The following is a 22,903-nucleotide window of genomic DNA, read 5'->3' on the forward strand; positions in this document are numbered from 1 at the left end:
TTTTCACATGAGTAAGCGAATGATTACCATAGATGGTAACGAAGCCGCCTCTAACATGGCGTACGCTTTTAGTGAAGTCGCTGCAATTTACCCAATTACACCATCCTCCCCTATGGGAGAATTGGCTGATTCCTGGTCAGCAAAAGGCAAGAAGAATCTCTTCGGCCAGCCCCTGGATATAATTGAAATGCAGTCTGAAGCAGGTGCAGCTGGAGCAGCCCATGGCGCGTTAAGTGCCGGTGCTCTTACCACAACCTACACAGCATCGCAGGGACTTCTCCTGATGATCCCGAATATGTATAAAATTGCCGGTGAAATGATGCCGACAGTTTTTCATGTTTCCGCACGGTCTCTTGCAGCGCAGGCCCTGTCTATTTTCGGCGATCACTCCGATGTTATGAGTGTTCGAATGACCGGATTTGGACTTCTGGCCTCAAATAGTGTGCAGGAAGCGCAGGATATGGCTGCAGTCGCTCATCTTGCGAGTCTTGAAACACGTATTCCATTCGTGCATTTTTTTGATGGTTTCCGAACCTCACATGAAATGCAGAAGATCGAAGCTCTTGATTATGATACCCTGCGAACCATGCTGAACATGGAATTTGTCGAGCGTTTCCGTGATGAGGCAATGCGGCCTGAAAAACCGATCTGTAAGGTTGGTGCGCAGAACCCGGATGTGTATTTCCAGGGCCGGGAAACAGTTAACCAGTATTATGATGCTGCTCCTGGTGTTGTTCGCAAATACATGAAGCTGTTGGGTGAAAAAACCGGCAGAAAATACGATATATATGAGTATATCGGTGACCCGAATGCTGAAAACATCGTCATAGCTATGGGCTCCGGAGTTGAGACAATCGAGGAAACCCTTGATTATCTGAATTCCAGGGGAGCCAAGCTTGGTGCCCTGAAAGTTCGCTTGTACCGGCCTTTCTCTGTCAAGGATTTCGCAGATGCTGTTCCGGCTTCAGTAAAGCGGATTGCTGTTCTCGATAGAACCAAAGAACCAGGTGCCAGCGGCGAACCGCTCTATCTTGATACTATAGATGCTCTCAAAGATCGGAACATCCGCATTATCGGCGGCCGCTTCGGACTTTCCAGCAAGGAATTTACCCCGGCAATGGTTAAGGCTGTCTATGATCATCTTGCAAGCGATGGTCATCATGGTTTTACCGTTGGTATTAACGATGACGTTACCAATCTTTCGATTCCTGTAGGTGAGAACCTCGATACGGAACAGGAAGGTGTGGTTCGTTGTAAGTTCTGGGGATATGGATCTGATGGTACTGTCAGCGCCAACAAGAACTCAGTGAAAATCATCGGAAGTGATACGGATCTGTATGTGCAGGCATATTTTGATTATGACTCCAATAAGTCCGGTGGTTACACCGTAAGTCATTTGCGTTTTGGCAAGAAGCCTATAAAGTCACAGTACAAGCTTACAGCCTGTGATTTTATTGCTCTTCATCGCCAGCAATATATCGGGCGATATGATATCCTTGAAGGGATAGTTGAAGGTGGAACCTTCCTGATAAACAGCGGTCTGGATTCAGATAAGTTGTTTGCTAAATTCACCAAGGATATGCAGGAAACCATCGTTAAAAAGAAGGTGAAGGTTTTTGCTATTGATGCTTCCAAGATTGCAAAAAAAGTGGGTCTTGGAAACCGGATCAATACAGTAATGCAGACTGCTTTCTTCAAGCTGGCGAATATGGTTCCTGCCGATGAGGCTATCAAACTTATCAAGAATCATGTCGAAAAACAGTTCGCATCCAAGGGGCAGGAAGTTGTCCAGATGAACTGGGATGCGATTGATGCTGCGGTCGATGCTCTTGTAGAGATTCAGATTCCGGACTCATGTGATACATATGCAGAAATGTCCAATGTCATTCCGGAAGGTTCGGATGATTTTGCACGGAACATTGTTGAGCCGGTCCTCCGTCTTAAGGGTGATGATATTCCTGTATCGCTTATGCCTCTCAATGGCGCTGTGCCGACGAATACCAAGCGGCTTGAGAAAAATGGCGAGCCCGGAAAGGTTCCTGTCAAGTGGATGGCTAAGTACGATGGAATCCGTGATGCACAGTTTGATACCTCATACTTTGAGTACCCGGGTTGCTGTCAGGGTTGTGGAGAGGTCATTTATATTCATATGATTACACAGCTTTATGGCGACAGGATGATGATTGCGAATGCGACCGGTTGTTCTTCAATTTACGGTGGAACATTCCCGACTACTCCATTTGCTGTCGACAGCAAGGGAAGAGGACCTACCTGGGCAAACTCCCTTTTTGAAGATAATGCTGAATATGGATTCGGTATGCGGCTTGCGGTTGATGCAAACCGGGCTCAGCTCAAAGCCAATGTTGAAAAAGCGCTTGAGCTTGGTGTCAGCGGTGCAATAGCTGATTCTTTCAAGGAAAACCTCAAGGTCTGGAAAGATGTTGCTGCTGAAGGTAAGGCTGCCTATGAAAAGACTGTAGAGCTTCTTCCCGCTGCGGTATCTGCTGCCAAAGGCGAGCTGAAAGAGGTTCTGGCCAAAATCAATGAGCTCCGTGATTACTTCGTCGATAAATCTGTATGGTGTTTCGGTGGTGACGGATGGGCATACGATATCGGTTATGGTGGTCTTGATCATATCATGGCCTCGAACCGGAATATTAATGTCCTGGTTATGGACACTGAGGTTTATTCCAATACCGGCGGTCAGGCATCCAAGGCAACTCCGCGTGGGGCTATCGCAAAATTTGCAGCATCCGGTAAACAGACAGGAAAGAAAAATCTCGGCCTGATGATGACAACTTATGGTTCCTGTTATGTTGCCCAGGTAAACTACGGCATGGACAGAGAGCAGACACTCAAGGCTATACAGGAAGCGGAGGCATTTGACGGGCCTTCAATCATAATAGCCTATTCCCCATGTATTGCGCATGGTTACGACATGAAGCTCACTACCAAGCAGTCCAAAAAAGCAAGTGAGACCGGGTATTGGCCAATGTACCGATTCAACCCTGCTCAGGAGAAGCCATTTACATGGGAATCTGTTGAGAAGACTGCAGACTTCAAGGAGTTTACAAGTCAGGAAATCAGGTACCGGGCTCTGGAGCTGGCCAAGCCGGCTGAGGCGGACCGATTGCATGTGTTGGCAGAGAAGGACAATGAACGTCGCTTTTCGGATCTCAAGAAACTCAGGGATGAAGAATAAAGGAGCGTTGTATGGCTAATTTGGAAACAACTTATATGGGAATTCCGGTCAGGAATCCCCTGGTCGTTGGAGCTTGCAGCCTGACGTCACACATGGATTCGATCAAGAAAATTGAAGAAGCCGGGGCAGGTGCCCTGGTTATCAGTTCGCTTTTCGAAGAACAGATTAATCTCCAGAAAGCTCGCATGGATGAAGAATTAACCATGCACGATAATTTTGATGCTGAGATGGGAGATCTTTTTCCGGATGTGGATCATGGCGGGCCTGAGGAGCATCTTTATTGGGTCAAGAAGGCAAAGGACACAGTCGGAATACCGGTTATCGCAAGCCTTAACTGTACCAGTGAGAATACCTGGGTTGAATGGGCAAAAAAACTGCAGGATACCGGAGTTGACGGGCTTGAGTTGAACTTCTTTGCACTTCCTCTGGATGCCGATCAGACAGCAGTCGCTGTTGAGGATGCCCAGGTGGCGGTTCTTGAGAAGGTTATCAAGGCAGTTAATATACCTGTGTCTGTCAAGCTGAGTCCTTTTTATACCAATCCTTTGAATGTGGTTAATCGCATGAAGGATGCCGGTGTCAAGGGATCGGTTTTATTTAATCGATTGTTTCATCCTAGTTTTGACATCGATAAAGAGACAAGTCGCTTTCCGTTTAATCTTTCGCAGTCCAGTGATCACCGTCTGCCTTTGCGATATGCAGGTCTGCTGCATGGAGCTGTTGATCTGGATGTGTGTGCTTCTAACGGAATACATTCTTCGGAAGATGCGATAGAGGTTCTGCTTGCCGGGGCTCAGGTGTTCCAGGTGGTGAGTACCCTGTATAAAAACAAGCTCGGTGTTATACAGGATATTGTGTCCGGTATTTCCGAATGGATGGACGCAAAGTCTTACGGGGATCTTTCTGCTTTTCGCGGGAAGCTCAGTGCCCGGAATACTAATGATCGATGGGATTACCGTCGTGCTCAGTATGTACGGACTCTCCTGCAGTCGGACAAGCACGTCGCCCGGCCTGCTATCTAGGTTTTATGCTGATAAAACCTCTGGCGTTTGCCAGAGGTTTTTCTTTTATGTTGTTGACAGCTTTTTATATGTTTGCTATATTTCGCGAACGTCGTAAGCCCCTGTAGCTCAGCGGTAGAGCACCACCATGGTAAGGTGGGGGTCATCGGTTCAAGTCCGATCGGGGGCTCTGCCCTGAAAAGGGAAAATTTAGGCCAGTAGCTCCAATTGGTAGAGCGGCGGTCTCCAAAACCGCATGTTGTAGGTTCGAATCCTGCCTGGCCTGGAAAAGAGGTGGTGCATGAAAAAAATGGTACAGTTCTTCAAAGATAGCGCCGCCGAGCTTAAGAAGGTTGTGTGGCCGACCAGGGATGAAGTGGTTTCAAATACCAAGGTTGTTCTCGTGTCGGTGGTAATATTCGCAGCTGTTCTTGGCTTGGTAGATTTTCTCTTTGTGTCAGCCATTGAACTGATTTTTTAAGGTAGTAAGAATGGCAAAAAACTGGTATGTCCTTCACGTCTTCTCCGGGCATGAGAACAAGATTGAAAAACTTATACATCTCGCTATCGATAACGGTGATTTCGGAGAGTATGTTTCAGATGTAAAAGTGCCCTCAGAGCAGGTCGTTGATATTAAAGAGGGAAAGAAGCGCGTGACCAACAGGAAGTTTCTTCCGGGCTACATATTGCTCGAGATGGATCTTCCTGATCTTGGTTGGAAAGGTGTCTGTTCGCAGATCCGTAGAATACAGGGTGTGACAGGTTTTGTCGGCTCTGGTGCTTCAATGAAACCACAGCCGATCTCGCGGGATGAGGTTCGCGCGATTCTTCAGAAGTCCGGCGAATTCAAGGGTGAAAAGGTTCTCAGGCCCAAGCAGACCTTCGTTGTCGGAGAGGCTGTTCGTGTTGTTGATGGTCCTTTTGATACCTTTACTGGTACTGTTGATGAAGTGAATCAGGAGAAAGGTAAGCTTCGGGTTATGGTCGGTATTTTTGGCCGAGCGACACCTGTTGAGGTTGATTTTACTCAGGTTGAGAAAGTTTAGAATAGAATCAAGCGTCTTCCGTTGGGAGATGGATGGGAGCTGCGTGTTACGCGCAGCGATAGCACCACACATGGAGTATTTACATGGCTAAGAAAAAAATAACCGCAGTTATCAAGCTGCAGGTTCCGGCAGGTAAGGCGACGCCAGCACCTCCGGTTGGTCCTGCGTTGGGGCCTCATGGCGTAAGTGCGCCTCAGTTTGTGCAGCAGTTCAATGAAGTGACAAGTAAGCTCGAACCCGGACTTACTATTCCTGTTGAAATTACTGTCTATGCTGACCGCAGTTTTACATTCATAACCAAGACGCCCCCTGCGGCTGTTCTTATCAAGAAGGCCCTTGGGCTCGCGACTGCATCGGCTGAGCCTCACAAGGTTAAGGTCGGTACTCTTACCCAGGATCAGTTGACCTCGATTGCTGAAACAAAGCTTCCGGATCTCAATGCTAATGACGTTGAGGCTGCCAAGCGTATTGTTGCAGGAACTGCCCGGAGTATGGGCGTTCAGGTGGAGGCTTAATATGAAGAGAGGTAAGAATTACAATGCTGCTCAGCAGCAGGTTGAGCACGGGAAACTGTATCCTCTTCAGGATGCTCTCGAGCTGGTTAAAAAGGTTGCGTTTGCAAAGTTTGATGAAACAGTTGAAGTATCGATGAATCTTAATGTAAAGAAGAGTACTACAGTTCGTGATACTGTTGTGCTTCCTCATCAGTTCACCGGTGACAAGCGGGTGCTTGTTTTTGCAAAGGGCGAAAAAGCCCAGGAAGCAATAGATGCTGGAGCGGCTTTTGTAGGTGATGATGATCTGATTCAGAAGATCCGTGATGGCTGGATGGAGTTTGATGTGGCGGTTGCTACACCTGATATGATGAAGGATGTGGGTCGTCTTGGTCCGATTCTTGGTCGTAGGGGTCTTATGCCTAACCCTAAAACGCAGACGGTTACTATGGATGTCGCCGGTGCTTTGGCTGAACTGCGTAAAGGGCGGGTGGAGTTTCGTTCAGATAAAACCGGTGTTGTTCATCTTGCGGTAGGCAAGGTTTCTATGGACACAGATAAGATTGTTGAAAATATCAATCTTGTTCTGTCCGAAGTCGAGAAGAAGCGTCCTGCAGATACAAAAGGTGATTTTGTTAAAACAGTGGCTGTGTCATCAACCATGGGCCCTGGCGTCCGTGTGGCGCAATAGGGAGGTGTGTAAATGAGTGATTATGTAACCCGCGTAAATGATGCGAAAAAAGAATCCGTTGCATATCTGAAGGAAATGTTTTCCAAGAAATGTGATGTCTTCTTTGCCGACTACCGTGGGATGACAGTTGATCAGGTGACCCAGCTTCGAAGGAAGCTTCGGGAGAATGATGCTGAGTTTCGTGTAGTCAAGAACAGATATGCTAAAATTGCTTTTCAGCAGCTTGAGATGCCGGATGTCTCCGGGTATTTCGTCGGTCCTACTGCAGTTGCAATCTCCAGGGGCGATTCAAGCGCTGTAGCGAAAGATATCTTTGCGCTTACCAAGGACTGGCCGATAGCAATAAAGGGTGCTCTTGTTGACTCTAATGTCTTTAATGCAGCCCAGACCGAGGCTTATTCCAAGCTGCCGGGGCGGATGGAGCTTCTTGCTTCTCTTATGGGTACCATGAACGCGCCGCTGCAGAACTTTGTATATGCATTGAATGGAGTTCCGACAAAGCTGGTTCGTACATTGCAGGCTGTGGCTGATAAAAAGGCTGCTGAATAAATAGTATAAAAACCGCGTTAGTCTTCTGTTATCAGGCCATGCTATCGCGGAAAAATTATAAGGAGAAGTTAATATGGCAATTTCCAAAGATGAGATTTTAGATGCAATCGCAGGCATGACCGTGCTTGAGGTTTCCGAGCTTGTTAAGGCTATGGAGGAGAAGTTCGGTGTAACTGCTGCTGCTCCTGTTGCTGTGGCTGCTGCTGCAGGTCCTGCTGCAGAGGCTGTTGAAGAGCAGACTGAATTTGATGTTATACTCAAGAGTATTACAGATGGTAAGAAAATTCCTGTTATTAAGGAAGTTCGTGCTATCACCGGTCTTGGTCTTAAAGAAGCCAAGGAGCTTGTTGAAGCTGGTGGAAAAGCTGTTAAGGAAGGCGTTGATAAAAAGACTGCTGATGAACTTAAAGAAAAGCTGGAAGCTGCCGGCGCGCAAATTGAAGTCAAGTAATTCGATACGAGATATTCTGTTTGTATCTCACAGGGCCACCGGGCGAATAGCTCCGGTGGTCTCTGTGTGTTCGGGAGGCTGTGCGGTCGTGCAGCGTCCCGGATATCCGGCGCTGGTATAAGCGCCTTTTTAGACTACGGCCAATATCCTACGGGGGTGATTAATGTTCGATAGAACGCAGACCATTACTAGAGAGACTGTCGGTGATGGTCGGGAGCCGGTTATTCCGTTGCCCGATCTTGTTGGTGTGCAGCTGTCATCATACGAGAGATTTCTGCAGCGTGAAAGGATGATCTCCGGACAGAAGGTTGAAAAACAAGGTTTAGAGGAAGTTTTTCAGGCTATATTTCCGATTGAGAGTCCCGCCGGGGATATGCGATTGGAATATGATCATTATACTCTTGATGAAGCTGGGATTAAATTCAGCGAGACCGAGTGTAAGCTTAAGGGGCATACCTATGCGGTTCCTCTGAAGGCCAGGATCAATCTTGTGTTTCTGGAAACGGGTGAAATTCGGCAGAAAGACATATATATGGGCGATATTCCCTTGATGACTGATAGGGGTACGTTCATTATTAATGGCGCTGAGCGGGTTGTTGTAAGCCAGATTCATCGTTCTCCTGGTGTTATTTTTTCCCATGAGAAAGGCATTTATTCTTCACGAATAATTCCTTATCGTGGTTCGTGGCTTGAGTTTGAAATTGATCAGAAGAAAGAGCTTATCTATGCCAAAATCGATCGCAAGAAGCGTATTCTTGGAACTCTTTTTCTCAGATCGCTCGGGTTTGACTCTCGTGAAGAACTCATTGAGATTTTCTACAAGACAAAAGTCATAGAATTGAGTGATGCTCGTGCTGATAAAGAGATGTATGTGGGAAGTGTTCTTTCCAAGGCAGTGTATCTCGGCAAAGGTGACGACAGGAAAAAACTGTACCGGGCTGGTGACAAGCTGCATCCTCATGAAATCGATGAGCTTCTTCATAACAAGATTCGTGAGATTGAAATAATTGATTCATCCCATGAAGATTCGCTTCATTCTGATATTATTCTTAATTGTTTTGATCGCGAGGAATCCAAGTTCACGCATTCAGACAGTGATGGTGATGAACCCAGTCACGAAGAGGCGCTTACGGCTGTTTACAGCGTACTTATGCCGGGCGAGCCTATTACTCTTGAGAATGCCGAGAAAGATTTTCAGTCCATGTTCTTTACATCAAGGCGATATGACCTTGGCCGCGTTGGTAGATACAAGCTTAACAAGAAATTTCATTATGAGAATCCTACTGAAGAGCATGTCCTGACCAGGGACGATATTGTTAATACAATGCGCTATCTTATTGAGGTTTACATCGGCGAATCTTCTGTTGATGATATTGATCATCTTGGAAACAGGCGCGTAAGATCGGTGGGAGAGCTGCTTGCCAATCAGCTCAAGACTGCATTTTCAAGAATGGAGCGGATTGCCAAAGAGCGCATGAGTCTCAAGGATACAGATACTCTCAAGCCTCAGGACCTTGCTTCTATCAAGCCGATCGTTGCTGCGATAAAGGAATTTTTCGGCAGCTCACAGCTGTCTCAGTTCATGGACCAGGTTAATCCCCTGTCTGAGCTTACGCACAAGCGGAGGCTGAATGCATTGGGGCCAGGTGGTCTTACCAGAGATCGTGCCGGTTTTGAAGTCCGCGATGTTCATCATACTCACTATGGGCGGATGTGTCCGATTGAGACTCCTGAAGGGCCAAATATTGGTCTTATCATGAGTCTTGCAAATTACACACAGGTTAATGCCTATGGTTTTCTTGAGACGCCGTACCGCAAGGTAGTGGATGGTATACCTACAGATGAGGTTGAGTACCTCTCGGCCATGGATGAAGAGAAGTGTTTTATCGCACAGGCAAATGCTGTGCTGGATGATAAGGGGCACTTTGTTTCTGATATGATCTCAGTGCGTAAGAATGGGGATTATACTACCAAGGCACCGGCAGATATTCAGTATATGGATGTCAGTCCGAAACAGGTTGTATCAGTTTCTACATCGCTGATTCCCTTTCTTGAGCATGATGATGCTAACCGTGCACTCATGGGATCGAACATGCAGCGTCAGGCTGTTCCTCTTGTGTATCCGGAGCCGCCGAGGGTTGGTACCGGAATGGAGGCTAAAACAGCTTATGATTCCGGGGTAGTTGTTCGTGCAAAGCGCGGGGGTGTTGTAGAGTACGCAGGTGCTGAAAAAGTAGTGATCAGGCCCGAGAATCCTGCCAACGATGCCGATGTTGATGAGTATCAGCTTCTGAAGTATCAGAGGACCAACCAGGATACCTGTTATAACCAGCGTTGTATCGTCTCTGCTGGTCAGGCAGTTGCTTCAGGGGCGGTGATCGCAGATGGGCCGTCTACCTATCAGGGTGAACTGGCGCTTGGAAAGAATATCCTTATAGGATTCGTTCCCTGGAACGGATACAACTATGAGGATGCTGTTCTTATTTCCGAGAAAATTGTCAAAGAAGATATCTTCACCTCAATTCACATCAAGGAATTCACTATTGATGTTCGTGAGACAAAGCTGGGTATCGAAAAACTCACACGTGATATTCCGAATACTTCCGAGAAATCACTCGAGCAGCTTGATGAGGAAGGTATTATCAGAGTAGGGGCCAAGGTTCAGTCAGGATCGATTCTTGTCGGAAAAGTCACTCCTAAGTCTGAAAGTGAAACTACGCCTGAATTCAAGCTTCTTAATTCTATTTTCGGCGAGAAGGCAAAGGAAGTGCGTGACAGTTCGCTGAAGATTCCGCATGGTTTTGATGGAACTGTTATAGACGTTCAGCGGCTGCGCCGGTCTGAAGGTGATGACCTTTCCCCGGGAGTCGAGCAAATCGTCAAGGTTCTTGTTGCAACCAAAAGAAAGCTGAAGGAAGGTGACAAGATTGCCGGGCGTCATGGTAATAAAGGTGTTATAGCCAGGGTACTGCCTGAAGAGGATATGCCTTATCTGCCAGACGGAACCCCCCTTGAGCTTTGTCTGAATCCCCTGGGGGTTCCTTCGCGAATGAATCTCGGTCAGCTTCTTGAAACACAGCTTGGGTGGGCTGCTGTTGCATCCAATAAATGGTTTGCGACGCATGTCTTTGAATCTGCGTCTGCACAGCAGGTGGCGGAAAAACTCAAGGATGCAGGTCTACCGGCGAGCTCAAAGACTCCTTTGTACGATGGTCGTACCGGTGAAAAATTTGTCAACGACGTAATGGTCGGATATATGTATGTGATCAAGTTGAACCACTTGATCGATGATAAGATGCATGCCCGGTCAACCGGACCTTATTCTCTTGTTACTCAGCAGCCGCTTGGTGGTAAAGCACAGTTCGGTGGTCAGAGACTTGGGGAGATGGAGGTTTGGGCTCTTGAGGCCTACGGTGCTGCCAATACACTTCAGGAGTTGCTGACGATTAAGTCGGATGACATGAATGGGCGGGCTCGTATATATGAAAGTATAGTTAAGGGTGAGCCAAGTACGCATGCAGGGGTTCCTGAATCATTTAATGTACTGGTTCAGGAGTTACGAGGGCTTGCTCTGGATATCTCCATTTTCGATTCCAAAGGCAAGCAGATTCCGCTTACCGAACGAGACGAAGAACTTATTAATCGTCAGGGCAGTAATTTCTAGGAGGGATAATGCGCGAAATCCAGGATTTTGATAGTATAATGATAAGCTTGGCTTCTCCAGATCAGGTGCGTGCCTGGAGCTATGGAGAGGTCAAGAAGCCGGAGACAATCAATTACCGTACACTTCGTCCCGAAAAGGATGGTTTGTTCTGTGAGCGCATTTTCGGTACCACAAAAGAATGGGAATGTTCTTGTGGGAAATTTAAATCTATTCGCTATAAGGGTGTTATTTGTGACCGTTGTGGTGTAGAGGTGACTCATCCGCGCGTTCGTCGTGAGAGAATGGGTCATATAGAGCTTGCTGCTCCTGTTTCTCATATCTGGTATTACCGGTCAGTGCCTTCAAGAATGGGGCTGCTGCTGGATCTTACGATGGCGGCCCTGCGTTCAATTCTCTACTATGAAAAATACATAGTCATTGATGCCGGGGATACTGACCTGAACCGAATGGATCTATTGAGTGAAGAAGAATACATGGAGGCCAAAGAGCGCTATGGTATGTCATTCTCCGCCAATATAGGTGCAGAGGCAATTCGTACTCTGCTCGAGGGTCTTGATCTTGATGGACTTTCGGTAGAGCTCCGCGCGAAGATGATCGAGAAAGGTGCAAAGGCTGACAAACGTCTTCTGAAGCGTATCGAGATTGTCGAAAACTTTCGGGATAGTGAAAATCGACCTGAGTGGATGATCATTGATGTGATTCCGGTTATTCCGCCGGAGCTTAGACCTATGGTTCAGCTCGATGGTGGACGTTTTGCAACATCTGATTTGAATGACCTGTACCGAAGGGTAATAAACAGAAACAACCGACTCAAGCGCCTTATGGCACTCAGTGCGCCGGATATAATTATCCGCAATGAAAAGAGGATGCTGCAGGAGGCTGTAGATGCTCTTTTTGACAATTCCAAGAAAAAGCGGGTAGTCAAAGGCGCCAGTAACAGACCTCTGAAGTCGCTTTCTGACATGCTTAAGGGTAAGCAGGGGCGATTTCGTCAGAATCTGCTCGGAAAGCGTGTGGATTATTCAGGACGTTCTGTTATTGTAGTCGGTCCGGAGTTGAAGCTTCATCAATGTGGGCTCCCGGTAAAAATGGCCCTGGAGCTGTTTAAGCCCTTCATTATGAAGAAGCTGGTAGAGAAGGATGTGGTTTATAATATAAAACGGGCAAAATCTCTTGTTGAGCAGGAAGCTCCCGAGGTTTTTGCGGTGCTTGATGAAGTTGTGCAGGAGCATCCTGTGCTGTTGAATCGTGCGCCGACTCTGCACCGCCTTGGTATACAGGCTTTTGAACCTGTGCTTGTCAGCGGAAAGGCGATACGTCTTCATCCTCTCGTATGTCATGCCTATAATGCTGACTTTGATGGTGACCAGATGGCTGTCCATGTACCTTTGACACAAGCTGCTCAGATCGAGTGTTGGACACTAATGCTTGCGTCACGAAATCTGCTTAACCCTGCTAACGGAAAACCGATTGTGTTCCCGAGTCAGGATATGGTGCTTGGTATTTATTATCTTACCAAGGATCGTTCTGGTGAGCTTGGTGAAGGTAAGCGCTTTGGTGACATGAATGAAGCCATTATGGCTCTTGAGTCAGGGATGATCTCGTATCTGGCCAGGATCATGGTCAAAATAGAAGGGGAGTGGGTCGAGACGACAGTCGGGCGCATTCTGCTTAACGAGGCGTTCCCGGCATGTGTACCGTTCACAAACCTGACTATGGGTGATACACAGCTGCGGGAACTTATTGCAGGTGTTCACAGGGATCATGGTAGTCATATAACGGTTGAGCTGCTGGATGCTATTAAAAATATGGGTTTTAAATATGCGACGCTCTTTGGTGCTACCATAGGTGTTGATGATATCAAGATCCCTGAAGTCAAAGCCGAAATGATCCAGTCTGCAAATAATGAAGTCCAGAATATCCTGAACCAGTATCAGCAGGGGCATATTACTAATGATGAGCGTTATAACCGGGTCGTTGAGGTCTGGAGTAAGACAAACGAAGATCTTACCGGCGTGATGATGACTAACCTCGAGAATGATCTCGATGGTTTTAACCCTGTGTATATGATGGCTCATTCCGGTGCTCGTGGTAGTAGAAGTCAGATTCGTCAGCTTGCCGGTATGCGTGGTCTGATGGCAAAGCCATCGGGTGACATTATTGAGCTGCCCATCAGGTCAAACTTTAAGGAAGGCCTGTCGGTTATTGAGTTCTTCATTTCTACCAACGGTGCTCGTAAAGGTTTGGCGGATACCGCGCTTAAGACTGCAGATGCAGGTTACCTGACCAGACGGCTTGTGGATATTTCCCAGGACGTTGTGATCAGTGAAGAGGACTGTGGTACCATCAATGGTATAGAAATGCGTGCGCTTAAAGATGGTGAAGAGGTTGTTGAAAGCCTGACCGATAGAATCGAAGGTCGTTTCACCCTGGAGCGTGTAAGGCATCCTATTACCAGTGAAATAATAATCGATGTAAACCAGGAAATAACCGAAACGATCGCTGAGCAGATTGAAGAGGCTGGTATCGAATCTGTCCGTATACGTACCGTTCTGACATGTGAATCAAAGCATGGCGTATGTATAAAATGTTATGGGCGAAATCTTGCCAATAACCGTACGGTTGAAGTTGGTGAGGCTGTCGGAATTATTGCCGCACAGTCCATCGGTCAGCCTGGTACGCAGTTAACCATGCGTACCTTCCATATCGGGGGTGCGGCTACCAGGACGAGTGAGGAGAGTAGAGTCTATCTGCGGTATCCGGTAATAGTTCGAGAGATTACTGGTAATATCGTAAGCCCCTCTGAAAATGAGCAGCTGTTTACCCGTAAGGGGTTTATTACCGTGAGCAGAATCCTTCAGAGGATACCGCTTGAGTCAGGCGATGTTCTAAGTATTCCAGAGGGTGATAAGGCTGTTAAGGGTCATGCTGTTCTGAAAAGGAACGGTGAGGACCTTCTCGCCGAAGAAAATGCGTATGTGGTTAATAAAGGCAATGTTCTGCTGCTTGTTGGGCAGGATCAGAGAGTTGAGGTCAGGAACGGTGCCGAGCTGTATGTCCGTGAAGGGCAGGAGCTTGAAGCTGAGGAGACTATTGCAACTTTCGACCCCTTTACCGAGCCAATTATTGCAGAGCGGAAGGGTACTGTAAGATATAAGGATATTGATCTCGGAACGACTCTGAAAGAAGAAGTTAACGAAGATACCGGGAATATCGAGAAAAAGATCACCGAATTTTCTCTGGAGAGCCTTCAGCCGCGAATCGTTATTGTTGATGATGAGGAAAATGAAGTCGCTTCATACTATCTGCCGGGCGGAGCTTATCTGTCGGTCGATAATGGTGAGAAGGTGATTGCTGGGCGGACCCTCGCCAAGATTCTCAAGGAAAGTGCCAAGACTGCAGACATTACCGGAGGTTTGCCGCGTGTTGGTGAGCTTTTCGAAGCGCGCAGGCCCAAGAGCCCTGCAGTTCTTTCCCAGGTCAGGGGTACGGTCAAGTTTAAAGGTATCCTTAAGGGTAAGCGTGTGATCGTTGTAGAGGATAATTATGGCACAGAGTTCAAGCATCTCGTTCCTATGGGTAAGCATCTGCTTGTTCGTGAGGATGATATCGTTGAAGCTGCTGAGCCGCTCTGTGACGGACCAAGTGATCCTCATGATATTCTTCAGATACTCGGTGAGAATGCGCTTCAGGCCTTCCTTGTGAATGAGGTGCAGGAAGTGTACCGGCTGCAGGGAGTTTTGATTAATGATAAACACATAGGTGTTATTATTCGTCAGATGATGCGGAAGGTTGAAATAATCAATGTGGGTGATACTCATTTTATCTACGGACAGCAGATAGACAAGTATAGATTTCATGAAGAAAACAACAAGGTTCAGCGTGAGGGTGGGCAGCCTTCTGTTGCAAGGCCTCTGCTACTTGGTATCACAAGAGCGTCACTGAATATTGATAGTTTTATATCTGCAGCTTCCTTCCAGGAGACTACAAGGGTACTTACAAATGCCGCTATTGCTGGTAAGTATGATAACCTTCGTGGACTCAAGGAAAATGTTATTATCGGACACCTTATACCGGCCGGTACTGGAATGAGGTCGTATAAAAACATCAAGTTGTATGATGAGAATCAGGAAGATCTTGATGCTCATATGCAGCAGATTATTGAGCTCCGTGAGCGGGAACGTGCTGAAGCGCAGGATCGTGAGCAGGGCGATGGTGCCGAAGTCGAAAATTATGCTGAAGCAGGCGACGATACCTGAGGTATCGACCCCTGCTTGCTTGACAAAGATTTGGTCTTGCGGTAAATTCGCAGACCAGTGTTAAAAATCAATGGGAGATAAGTACTGAATGCCTACTATTAACCAATTAATCCGTAAGGGTCGAAAAACCCTTGTAAAGAAGACTAAGTCTCCGGCTTTACAGTCTTGCCCGCAGAAGCGGGGGGTTTGTACCCGTGTTATGACTGTTACACCGAAAAAGCCTAACTCGGCTCTTCGTAAAGTAGCTCGTGTTCGTTTGAGTAACGGAATCGAGGTTACCGCTTACATTCCGGGTATCGGACATAATCTTCAGGAGCACTCAGTTGTGCTGTTGAGAGGGGGTCGTGTAAAGGACCTTCCAGGTGTGCGTTATCATATTGTTCGTGGAGCCAAGGATACTCTTGGTGTTGACGGTCGTCGACAGGGTCGTTCTAAATACGGCGCCAAGAAGCCGAAGGCTTAAGGGGATTTTAAAATGCCGAGAAGAAAAATTGTTGCAAGAAAACCTGTTCTGCCCGATTCTCGTTACAACAATCAGACTGTTGGGCGATTTATCTGTCGAATGATGGTTGATGGTAAAAAATCAACCAGTATGAAGGTTATGTATGGAGCTATGGAGCAGATGGATGGTAAGGCTGAAGAGTCTGTCCTGGATATTTTCCTGAAGGCCATCGAGAATGTTAAGCCGACTGTTGAGGTTAAATCCCGAAGAGTTGGTGGTTCTACATACCAGGTTCCGATCGAAGTTAAGGAAAGTCGGCGTGAAGCTTTGGCTATGCGCTGGATCATTCAGGCTGCCCGATCAAGAAGTGGAAAGTCAATGTCTCAGAAATTGAGTGCAGAGCTTCTTGATGCTTTTAACAGCACTGGTACGGCTTTCAAGAAAAAAGAAGATACCCATCGTATGGCAGAAGCTAACAAGGCTTTTGCTCATTATAGATGGTAAAATAAAGGAGTATGCACTGGCAGTGTCGGCAAAGCTGACATACTGTAGTGTGTAAACCAAACCGATTGTCCGGCCTGCATTATGCTGGCCGGGGTGATTAGGTGGTTTGTCTTGCCCGCGGTGCGGGTTTTTGCCTGTTCTCTTAGCTGCTTGGTTGACAAACCCCCCTCTAGTCACTATCATCGGAAACTCGCGCGTCATAGGCTAATGCTTGTGCGTGGAAGAAAACGAAATATTTTGCGTCGGTGTACGCAAGGAGGGCTTAATGGCTAAGGAAAAATTTGAGAGAACGAAACCTCATATTAACGTTGGTACCATTGGTCACGTTGACCATGGTAAGACCACGTTGACAGCTGCAATCTCTATGGTTAGCGCCAAGATTACCGGCTCAGGTAAGGTGATGAACTACGATGAGATTGACAACGCTCCCGAAGAAAAAGAGCGTGGTATCACAATCAACAGTCGTCATATCGAGTATGAATCAGTAAATCGTCATTATGCACACGTTGACTGTCCTGGTCACGCCGACTACATCAAAAACATGATTACCGGTGCTGCTCAGATGGACGGTGCTGTGCTCGTAGTGTCTGCTACAGATGGTGCGATGGCTCAGACCAAAGAGCACGTTCTGCTGGCTCGTCAGGTTGGTGTTCCTGCGCTGGTTGTATTTATCAACAAGTGTGATCAGGTAGACGATCCCGATATCATCGAGCTTGTAGAAGAAGAAATGCGTGATCTTCTCAATGCATACGAGTTCCCTGGTGACGATGTGCCTGTTATCAAAGGCAGTGCATTCGAAGCTATGGAAAACATTGAAGACGATGAAAAAACCAAGTGTGTGGTTGATCTTCTTGAAGCAATGGATACATATCTTCCGCTTCCCGAGCGTGCAATTGACAAGCCTTTCCTGATGCCTATTGAGGATATTTTCTCAATTCAGGGTCGTGGTACAGTTGTTACCGGTCGTATTGAAAGCGGTGTTGTTAAGGTTGGTGAAGAAGTTGAGATTATCGGTATCCGTGACACACAGAAAACTGTCGTTACAGGTGTCGAGATGTTCAACAAGCTGCTTGATACTGGTGAAGCAGGAGACAATATTGGTGCTCTTCTTCGTGGTGTTGACAAGAATGCAGTTGAGCGTGGTCAGGTTCTGGCCAAGCCGGGCAGTATCACTCCTCATCACAAATTCGTAGGTGCAATCTACTGTCTCAGTAAGGAAGAGGGTGGTCGTCATTCACCTTTCTTCTCAGGCTACCGACCTCAGTTCTACTTCCGGACCACTGACATCACTGGTGATGTACAGTTGCCAGAAGGTAAGGAAATGGTTATGCCTGGCGACAACACAGAGATTAATGTTACTTTGATTCACCCCATTGCTATGGATAAGGGGCTTCGATTCGCTATTCGCGAAGGTGGTCGTACTGTAGCCAGTGGTCAGGTGACCGAAATTATTGAATAACCGATTGGTGTTTGGGCCTTGTATAAACAAGGCCTAATTTTTGGAGGTCTTCTTCGATGGATAAAATTCGAGTACGTTTACGGGGCTTCGACATCGAGCTTATTGATCAAAGCGCTCGCTCGATTGTGCAAACGGTTCAGAAAGCCGGTGCTAAGGTATCCGGTCCTATACCGTTGCCCACTCGGATAAACAAGTATACGGTTCTGCGTTCGCCACATGTCAATAAAAAGGCTCGCGAACAATTTGAAATGCGCACACATAAGCGCTTGATTGATATCTTGGAACCTACGTCATCCGTTATGGACGCTCTTATGAAGTTAGAGCTTCCCGCTGGCGTGGACGTAGAGATCAAACAGTAGTTTTCGGCTTAGGTCGAAACGAATAGTCTGAGGAAAACAATGGTAAGTTTGATCGGAAAAAAAGTTGGGATGACACAGGTTTTTACTGAAAATGGTACTTTGGTGCCGGTTACAGTCATTAAGTTCGATCCCAATTATGTTGTCGGGCAGCGTACTACCGAAAAGAATGGATACGCTGCAGTAGTAATAGGTGCTGACTCGGTAAAAGAGCAGCGGGCGACCAAGCCTTATAAGGGTCAGTTTCCGGAAGGGATCGGGCCACTCCGCCATGTGATGGAATTCAAGAATTTCTCACAGGAAGTAGCGGTGGGTGATGAGCTTGGCGTGAATCTCTTTGAAAATACAGTTTTTGTTGATGTGATTGGTACATCCAAAGGTAAAGGTTTTCAGGGTGTAATGAAGCGGCATGGATTCGGTGGTGGTCGCAAGACCCACGGTTCCAAGTTTCATCGTGCAAACGGTTCTACCGGTATGGCTGCGTATCCTTCGAAGGTTTTCAAGGGTACTAAAATGGCCGGTCGAATGGGTGGTGATACTGTTACAGTTCAGAACCTTCGTATTGTTCAGATTGATGTAGACAATCAGGTTATGTTGGTGCGTGGGGCTGTGCCCGGTGCGCGAAATACAACTGTCGTTGTTTCCGCCGCTAAAAAGAAGAACTAAGGTAGGAAAGCAATGGATATACAGGTTCTTTCAATTGATGGAAAGAAAAAGAAATCAATCCAGCTGAACGATGACGTGTTCAATCGTGAAGTTAGTGAAGGTGCGATTTACCATGCTATTCGTAATGAGCTGGCAAACTTGAGACAGGGAACAGCTTGTACCAAGACTCGCGGCAAGGTTAAGTTTAGCGGTAGAAAGCCATGGAGACAGAAAGGTACTGGTCGTGCACGTGCCGGGAGTAGAAGATCTCCGGTATGGGTAGGCGGTGGTACTGTTTTTGGTCCACAGCCAAGAGATTATAGTTACAGTCTCCCGAAAAAGATCAAGAGGTTGGCTTTCAAGTCAATTCTAAGTCAGAAGGTGCAGGATCAGAACATGCTTGTTGTCGAGGACTTCGCTATCGAGTCCGGTAAAACCAAGGAAATGGCTGCTATTCTTGCTAATTTGATACCTTCCGAGCGAGCAGTGCTTGTTGTTTCTGGTGATGATAAGATTATCAAAAGAGCTGGTAAGAATATTCCCTGGCTCACATGTCTTAACTACCAGAGGCTTAGGGCTCATGATCTGTTCTACGGAAAAAAAGTACTTGTAACTGAATCAGCGGCACTGGGTCTGAATGACTTTTACGGTGCGAAGGCTTAAAGGGTATTATAGTGAAAACCAAAGATATAATAATTGAGCCGGTACTGACAGAAAAGACAAACGTGCTTCGTGAAATGAATCAGTTTGTATTTCGTGTTGATCCACGAGCAAACAAGATTGAGATTGAGCAGGCTATTAAAAGTCTGTTCAATGTTACTCCGGTAGCATGTAATATCGTTAATGTTAAAGGTAAGCCGCGCAGGGTACGTCATCAGATGGGAAGAACTTCTTCCTGGAAAAAGGCGATTATTACACTGAAGAGCGGAGATTCAATCCCGCTGTTTGACGGCGTTTAAGGAAAGGGAGCATTATGGGTGTTAAGCAGTATAACCCGAAAACTCCAGGACAGCGGTTTAAGACTTCCATAGATTATTCCGTACTGTCCAAGGATAAGGCTGAAAAAAGCCTCACAAAGGGAAAGAATGCAAAGGCTGGGCGCTCGAATAACGGGCGGATCAGTGTTCGACGAAGAGGTGGCGGTCACAAGCAGAAGTACAGGGTTGTTGATTTCAAACGAAACAAGTTCGTTATCGATCCTGATACAAAGCTTACCAAGGGTATTCCTGGTACAGTAAAAACACTTGAGTATGACCCCAACAGAAGTGCGTTTATTTCACTGGTTAATTATGCAGACGGCGAAAAGCGGTATATTATCGCTCCAAAAGGTCTGCAGATCGGTGATGTAATTATGAGCGGTGATGACGCCGAGCCAAAGCTTGGTAATTGTCTGCCTCTTGAGCGTGTTCCTCTTGGTTCTGTAGTGCACAACGTTGAGCTGCAGCAGGGGCGTGGTGGGCAGATGTGCCGATCAGCTGGAACTTCAGCTACGGTAGTAGCAAAAGAGGCTGATTATGTTACCCTTAAATTACCTTCGGGTGAAATGAGAATGGTCTTCAAGCGCTGTTTTGCTACTATGGGTGTTGTAGGCAATGAAGATCACATGAATGTGACACTGGGTAAGGCCGGTAGAGCTCGATGGCTCGGAAGAAGGCCAAAGGTTCGTGGTGTAGTTATGAATCCTGTAGACCATCCGCATGGTGGTGGTGAGGGTAAAACTTCCGGCGGACGTCATCCGGTGACTCCGTGGGGTGTTCCTACCAAGGGATACAAAACCAGGAAGAAACGCAAGAATTCCAGCAATTTTATCGTTAAGAAGCGGAAGTAGGAGAAGGTCGTGTCTAGATCTATTAAAAAAGGGCCTTTTATTGCAAAGAGCCTGTATAAAAAGGTAGTAGAACAGAATAAGTCTGGTGAACGCCGGATGATTAAAACCTTTTCAAGGACTTCCACGATAATCCCTGAAATGGTTGGATTGACAATATCTGTTTATAATGGAAAGACTTGGGTCCCGGTATATATTACCGAGAACCTTGTTGGTCATAAGTTGGGAGAATTTTCTCCTACACGGCTTTTCCGGGGTCATGCTGGCTCCGATAAAAAAGCCGGAAAAAGGTAGGACGGTTAATCATGGAAAAAAAATCCGGATATAAAGCCACAGCCAAGTACATTCTGGTTTCTCCTACAAAGGTTAGACGTGTGGCTAATGTAATCCGCAGACAGCCTTATCCTGATGCAGTGGCTATTCTTGAGAATCTGCCTCACAAAGGCGCCAAGCTGCTTCAGAAAGTTCTTAAAAGTGCTGCTGCAAATGCATTGTATGCCAATAAGAATCTGATGGAAGACATGTTGTATGTTAGTGAGCTTAGAGTTGATGAAGGGCCGAGAATGAAGCGTATCTGGCGCCGTGGACGCGGTCGTGCTGATGTGCTTCTGAAAAGAATGAGTCATATCACGGTAGTTGTTGACGAAATCGCAAAGGCGGGAGAATAGTTATGGGTCAGAAAGTTAATCCGATTGGGTTTCGTCTGGGTATAAATAAGACCTGGAGTTCTAAGTGGTATGTTGATCCAAGAGAATACGCTGACACATTGCACGAAGATCTCAAGCTTCGAAAGCTTCTTCTTGCAACGCCAGAAGCAAAAAATGCGGATATCTCTGAAGTAGAAATCGTCCGACATCCACAGCGTATTACTCTTGTTATTCATTCCTCTCGTCCAGGTGTTATAATCGGCGCTAAAGGTTCAACAATCGAAAAGATTGGATCATACCTTCAGAAGGAAGCTGGAAAGAAAATCCAGATCAAGATAAAGGAAGTCAAACGTCCTGAAACCGATGCACAGATTATTGCACTTAATGTTGCCAGGCAGTTGAAGGGAAGAAGCGCATTCCGCCGTACTCTCAAGATGACTGTCTCTGCAGCTCAGAAAGCTGGTGTCCAGGGTATCAAGATTCGCCTTTCCGGTCGTTTGGGCGGAGCTGAGATGAGTAGAACCGAGAGTCATAAGGCTGGTCGTGTTCCGCTTCATACTCTGCGAGCTGATATTGATTATGGAACAGCTGTTGCTGATAGTGCTCAGGGATCCATTGGTGTGAAAGTATGGGTATTCAAGGGCGAGGTATACAATCGCAATACTAAGGAAGATGCTGGTACGCTTGTCAAGAAGAAGCGTGAACCGGCTGCTGCAAGGAGCTAAACACAATGCTGAGTCCGAAAAGAGTCAAGTACAGAAAGCAGCATCGGAATGTTAACACTCGGTTGCTGAGAAAAGCGTCACGCGGTAATAAAATTTCTTTCGGTGATTTTGCACTTGTTGCTCTAGAGCCAAAATGGATTACTGCACGACAGATCGAGGCTGCACGTATTGCTATGACTCGTCATATCAAGCGTGGAGGTAAGGTATGGATCCGGATTTTCCCGGATATGCCTTATACCAAGAAGCCTGCCGAAACCCGAATGGGTAAAGGTAAGGGTAACCCGGAAGCTTGGGTAGCCTGCGTTAGACCCGGCATGGTAATGTTCGAAATTGCCGGTGTTGATCCAGCATTGGCAGAAAGAGCTATTGAATTGGCTGGAGCGAAGCTTCCCATCAAGACCCGGTTTGCAATACGTAAAGACCTGGAGATGAAAAATGCGTAATTCCTTTAATGAATTAACATTCGAAGAACTGTTGGCTAAACGTGAAGAGATTCAGAATAAATATCGGGATCTGCGTTTTCAGCGGGTGGTGGGACATGTTGATAATCCCGTTCAGAAGCGGATTCTGCGCAGGCAGATAGCACGTCTCAACACGCTGATTTATAACCATGAAGAAGTTGTCCAGACGGGCAATGACTTGGGGAACAAGGAATAAGCCGTGAGCGAAGCAATCAAAATCAGTACCGTTGGTAAGAAGGTATATACAGGTCAGGTTGTCAGTGACAAGATGGAAAAAACCATCGTCGTTCTTGTTGAAACCAAGACACTGCACCCTCTGTATAAGAAGTACGTAAGTACTTCTAAAAGAGTAAAGGCTCATGATGAAAATAACGAGGCGTCTCTTGGTGATACAGTGCGAGTTGTAGAGGCTCGTAAGGTCAGCAAGCACAAGGCCTGGCGTTTGCTTGAAATCGTCGAGCGGGCCAAGTAAGGAGTTCATC

At 46.7% G+C, this 22,903-nt stretch carries 24 protein-coding genes and 2 tRNA genes; all 26 read left to right on the top strand.

Going from position 1 to position 22,903, the window contains the following annotated elements; translation table 11 throughout:
- Positions 1-7 precede the first annotated feature (7 nt).
- Complete coding sequence (nifJ, locus tag ACYQ2L_RS08600; protein WP_460053881.1) at positions 8-3,202, top strand: pyruvate:ferredoxin (flavodoxin) oxidoreductase; 3,195 nt, start codon at positions 8-10, stop codon at positions 3,200-3,202.
- An 11-nt stretch (positions 3,203-3,213) separates the two neighbouring features.
- A complete protein-coding gene (locus tag ACYQ2L_RS08605) occupies positions 3,214-4,224 on the top strand; it encodes a dihydroorotate dehydrogenase-like protein (protein WP_460053882.1) in 1,011 nt (336 codons plus the stop codon).
- A 97-nt stretch (positions 4,225-4,321) separates the two neighbouring features.
- A tRNA-Thr gene (locus tag ACYQ2L_RS08610) sits at positions 4,322-4,393 on the top strand.
- 22 nt (positions 4,394-4,415) lie between these two features.
- Positions 4,416-4,489, top strand: a tRNA-Trp gene (locus ACYQ2L_RS08615).
- A 15-nt stretch (positions 4,490-4,504) separates the two neighbouring features.
- Entirely contained in the window at positions 4,505-4,684 is a 180-nt protein-coding gene (secE, locus tag ACYQ2L_RS08620; RefSeq protein WP_460053883.1) for a preprotein translocase subunit SecE, read from the top strand.
- 10 nt (positions 4,685-4,694) lie between these two features.
- Complete coding sequence (nusG, locus tag ACYQ2L_RS08625) at positions 4,695-5,249, top strand: transcription termination/antitermination protein NusG (RefSeq protein WP_460053885.1); 555 nt, start codon at positions 4,695-4,697, stop codon at positions 5,247-5,249.
- An 83-nt stretch (positions 5,250-5,332) separates the two neighbouring features.
- Complete coding sequence (gene rplK / locus ACYQ2L_RS08630) at positions 5,333-5,764, top strand: 50S ribosomal protein L11 (RefSeq protein WP_460053886.1); 432 nt, start codon at positions 5,333-5,335, stop codon at positions 5,762-5,764.
- Position 5,765: 1 nt separating this feature from the next.
- A complete protein-coding gene (gene rplA / locus ACYQ2L_RS08635; RefSeq protein ID WP_460053888.1) occupies positions 5,766-6,434 on the top strand; it encodes a 50S ribosomal protein L1 in 669 nt (222 codons plus the stop codon).
- 12 nt (positions 6,435-6,446) lie between these two features.
- The gene (gene rplJ / locus ACYQ2L_RS08640) at positions 6,447-6,983 is read left to right on the top strand and encodes a 50S ribosomal protein L10 (RefSeq protein ID WP_460053892.1); all 537 of its coding nucleotides are present in this window, start codon (positions 6,447-6,449) and stop codon (positions 6,981-6,983) included.
- 73 nt (positions 6,984-7,056) lie between these two features.
- Positions 7,057-7,434, top strand: a complete 378-nt coding sequence (gene rplL / locus ACYQ2L_RS08645) for a 50S ribosomal protein L7/L12 (RefSeq protein WP_460053895.1) — start codon at positions 7,057-7,059, stop codon at positions 7,432-7,434.
- 163 nt (positions 7,435-7,597) lie between these two features.
- A complete protein-coding gene (gene rpoB, locus ACYQ2L_RS08650) occupies positions 7,598-11,098 on the top strand; it encodes a DNA-directed RNA polymerase subunit beta (protein ID WP_460053898.1) in 3,501 nt (1,166 codons plus the stop codon).
- Between the two features lie 8 nt (positions 11,099-11,106).
- A complete protein-coding gene (gene rpoC / locus ACYQ2L_RS08655; protein WP_460053902.1) occupies positions 11,107-15,357 on the top strand; it encodes a DNA-directed RNA polymerase subunit beta' in 4,251 nt (1,416 codons plus the stop codon).
- Between the two features lie 88 nt (positions 15,358-15,445).
- Entirely contained in the window at positions 15,446-15,820 is a 375-nt protein-coding gene (gene rpsL / locus ACYQ2L_RS08660; RefSeq protein ID WP_460053905.1) for a 30S ribosomal protein S12, read from the top strand.
- Positions 15,821-15,832: 12 nt separating this feature from the next.
- Positions 15,833-16,303 (top strand): 30S ribosomal protein S7, encoded by a 471-nt coding sequence (rpsG, locus tag ACYQ2L_RS08665; protein WP_460053909.1) that lies wholly within the window; start codon positions 15,833-15,835, stop codon positions 16,301-16,303.
- Positions 16,304-16,568: 265 nt separating this feature from the next.
- Positions 16,569-17,762, top strand: a complete 1,194-nt coding sequence (gene tuf, locus ACYQ2L_RS08670) for an elongation factor Tu (protein WP_460053913.1) — start codon at positions 16,569-16,571, stop codon at positions 17,760-17,762.
- A gap of 56 nt (positions 17,763-17,818) precedes the next feature.
- Entirely contained in the window at positions 17,819-18,121 is a 303-nt protein-coding gene (gene rpsJ, locus ACYQ2L_RS08675; RefSeq protein ID WP_460053918.1) for a 30S ribosomal protein S10, read from the top strand.
- Between the two features lie 39 nt (positions 18,122-18,160).
- Positions 18,161-18,784, top strand: a complete 624-nt coding sequence (gene rplC, locus ACYQ2L_RS08680; protein ID WP_460053923.1) for a 50S ribosomal protein L3 — start codon at positions 18,161-18,163, stop codon at positions 18,782-18,784.
- A 12-nt stretch (positions 18,785-18,796) separates the two neighbouring features.
- The gene (gene rplD, locus ACYQ2L_RS08685; RefSeq protein WP_460053928.1) at positions 18,797-19,426 is read left to right on the top strand and encodes a 50S ribosomal protein L4; all 630 of its coding nucleotides are present in this window, start codon (positions 18,797-18,799) and stop codon (positions 19,424-19,426) included.
- A gap of 11 nt (positions 19,427-19,437) precedes the next feature.
- A complete protein-coding gene (locus ACYQ2L_RS08690) occupies positions 19,438-19,722 on the top strand; it encodes a 50S ribosomal protein L23 (RefSeq protein WP_460053930.1) in 285 nt (94 codons plus the stop codon).
- Between the two features lie 14 nt (positions 19,723-19,736).
- Positions 19,737-20,591 carry a 50S ribosomal protein L2 gene (gene rplB, locus ACYQ2L_RS08695; protein ID WP_460053934.1) on the top strand — a complete coding sequence of 285 codons (855 nt, stop codon included), beginning with the start codon at positions 19,737-19,739 and terminating at the stop codon, positions 20,589-20,591.
- Positions 20,592-20,600: 9 nt separating this feature from the next.
- Positions 20,601-20,882, top strand: coding sequence for a 30S ribosomal protein S19 (rpsS, locus tag ACYQ2L_RS08700; RefSeq protein WP_460053940.1), 282 nt, complete (start codon positions 20,601-20,603; stop codon positions 20,880-20,882).
- 11 nt (positions 20,883-20,893) lie between these two features.
- Positions 20,894-21,256: a 50S ribosomal protein L22 gene (gene rplV / locus ACYQ2L_RS08705; protein WP_460053942.1), complete on the top strand. Its 363-nt coding sequence runs from the start codon at positions 20,894-20,896 to the stop codon at positions 21,254-21,256.
- Between the two features lie 2 nt (positions 21,257-21,258).
- Positions 21,259-21,960 carry a 30S ribosomal protein S3 gene (gene rpsC / locus ACYQ2L_RS08710; protein WP_460053946.1) on the top strand — a complete coding sequence of 234 codons (702 nt, stop codon included), beginning with the start codon at positions 21,259-21,261 and terminating at the stop codon, positions 21,958-21,960.
- Between the two features lie 5 nt (positions 21,961-21,965).
- Positions 21,966-22,403 carry a 50S ribosomal protein L16 gene (rplP, locus tag ACYQ2L_RS08715; protein WP_460053950.1) on the top strand — a complete coding sequence of 146 codons (438 nt, stop codon included), beginning with the start codon at positions 21,966-21,968 and terminating at the stop codon, positions 22,401-22,403.
- A complete protein-coding gene (gene rpmC / locus ACYQ2L_RS08720) occupies positions 22,396-22,617 on the top strand; it encodes a 50S ribosomal protein L29 (RefSeq protein ID WP_460053954.1) in 222 nt (73 codons plus the stop codon). Before rplP ends, rpmC begins: the two co-directional genes overlap by 8 nt.
- A 21-nt stretch (positions 22,618-22,638) precedes the next feature.
- Positions 22,639-22,893, top strand: coding sequence for a 30S ribosomal protein S17 (gene rpsQ / locus ACYQ2L_RS08725; RefSeq protein ID WP_487247724.1), 255 nt, complete (start codon positions 22,639-22,641; stop codon positions 22,891-22,893).
- Positions 22,894-22,903: the final 10 nt, after the last annotated feature.

It is taken from the genome of Spirochaeta dissipatitropha (assembly GCF_054657935.1).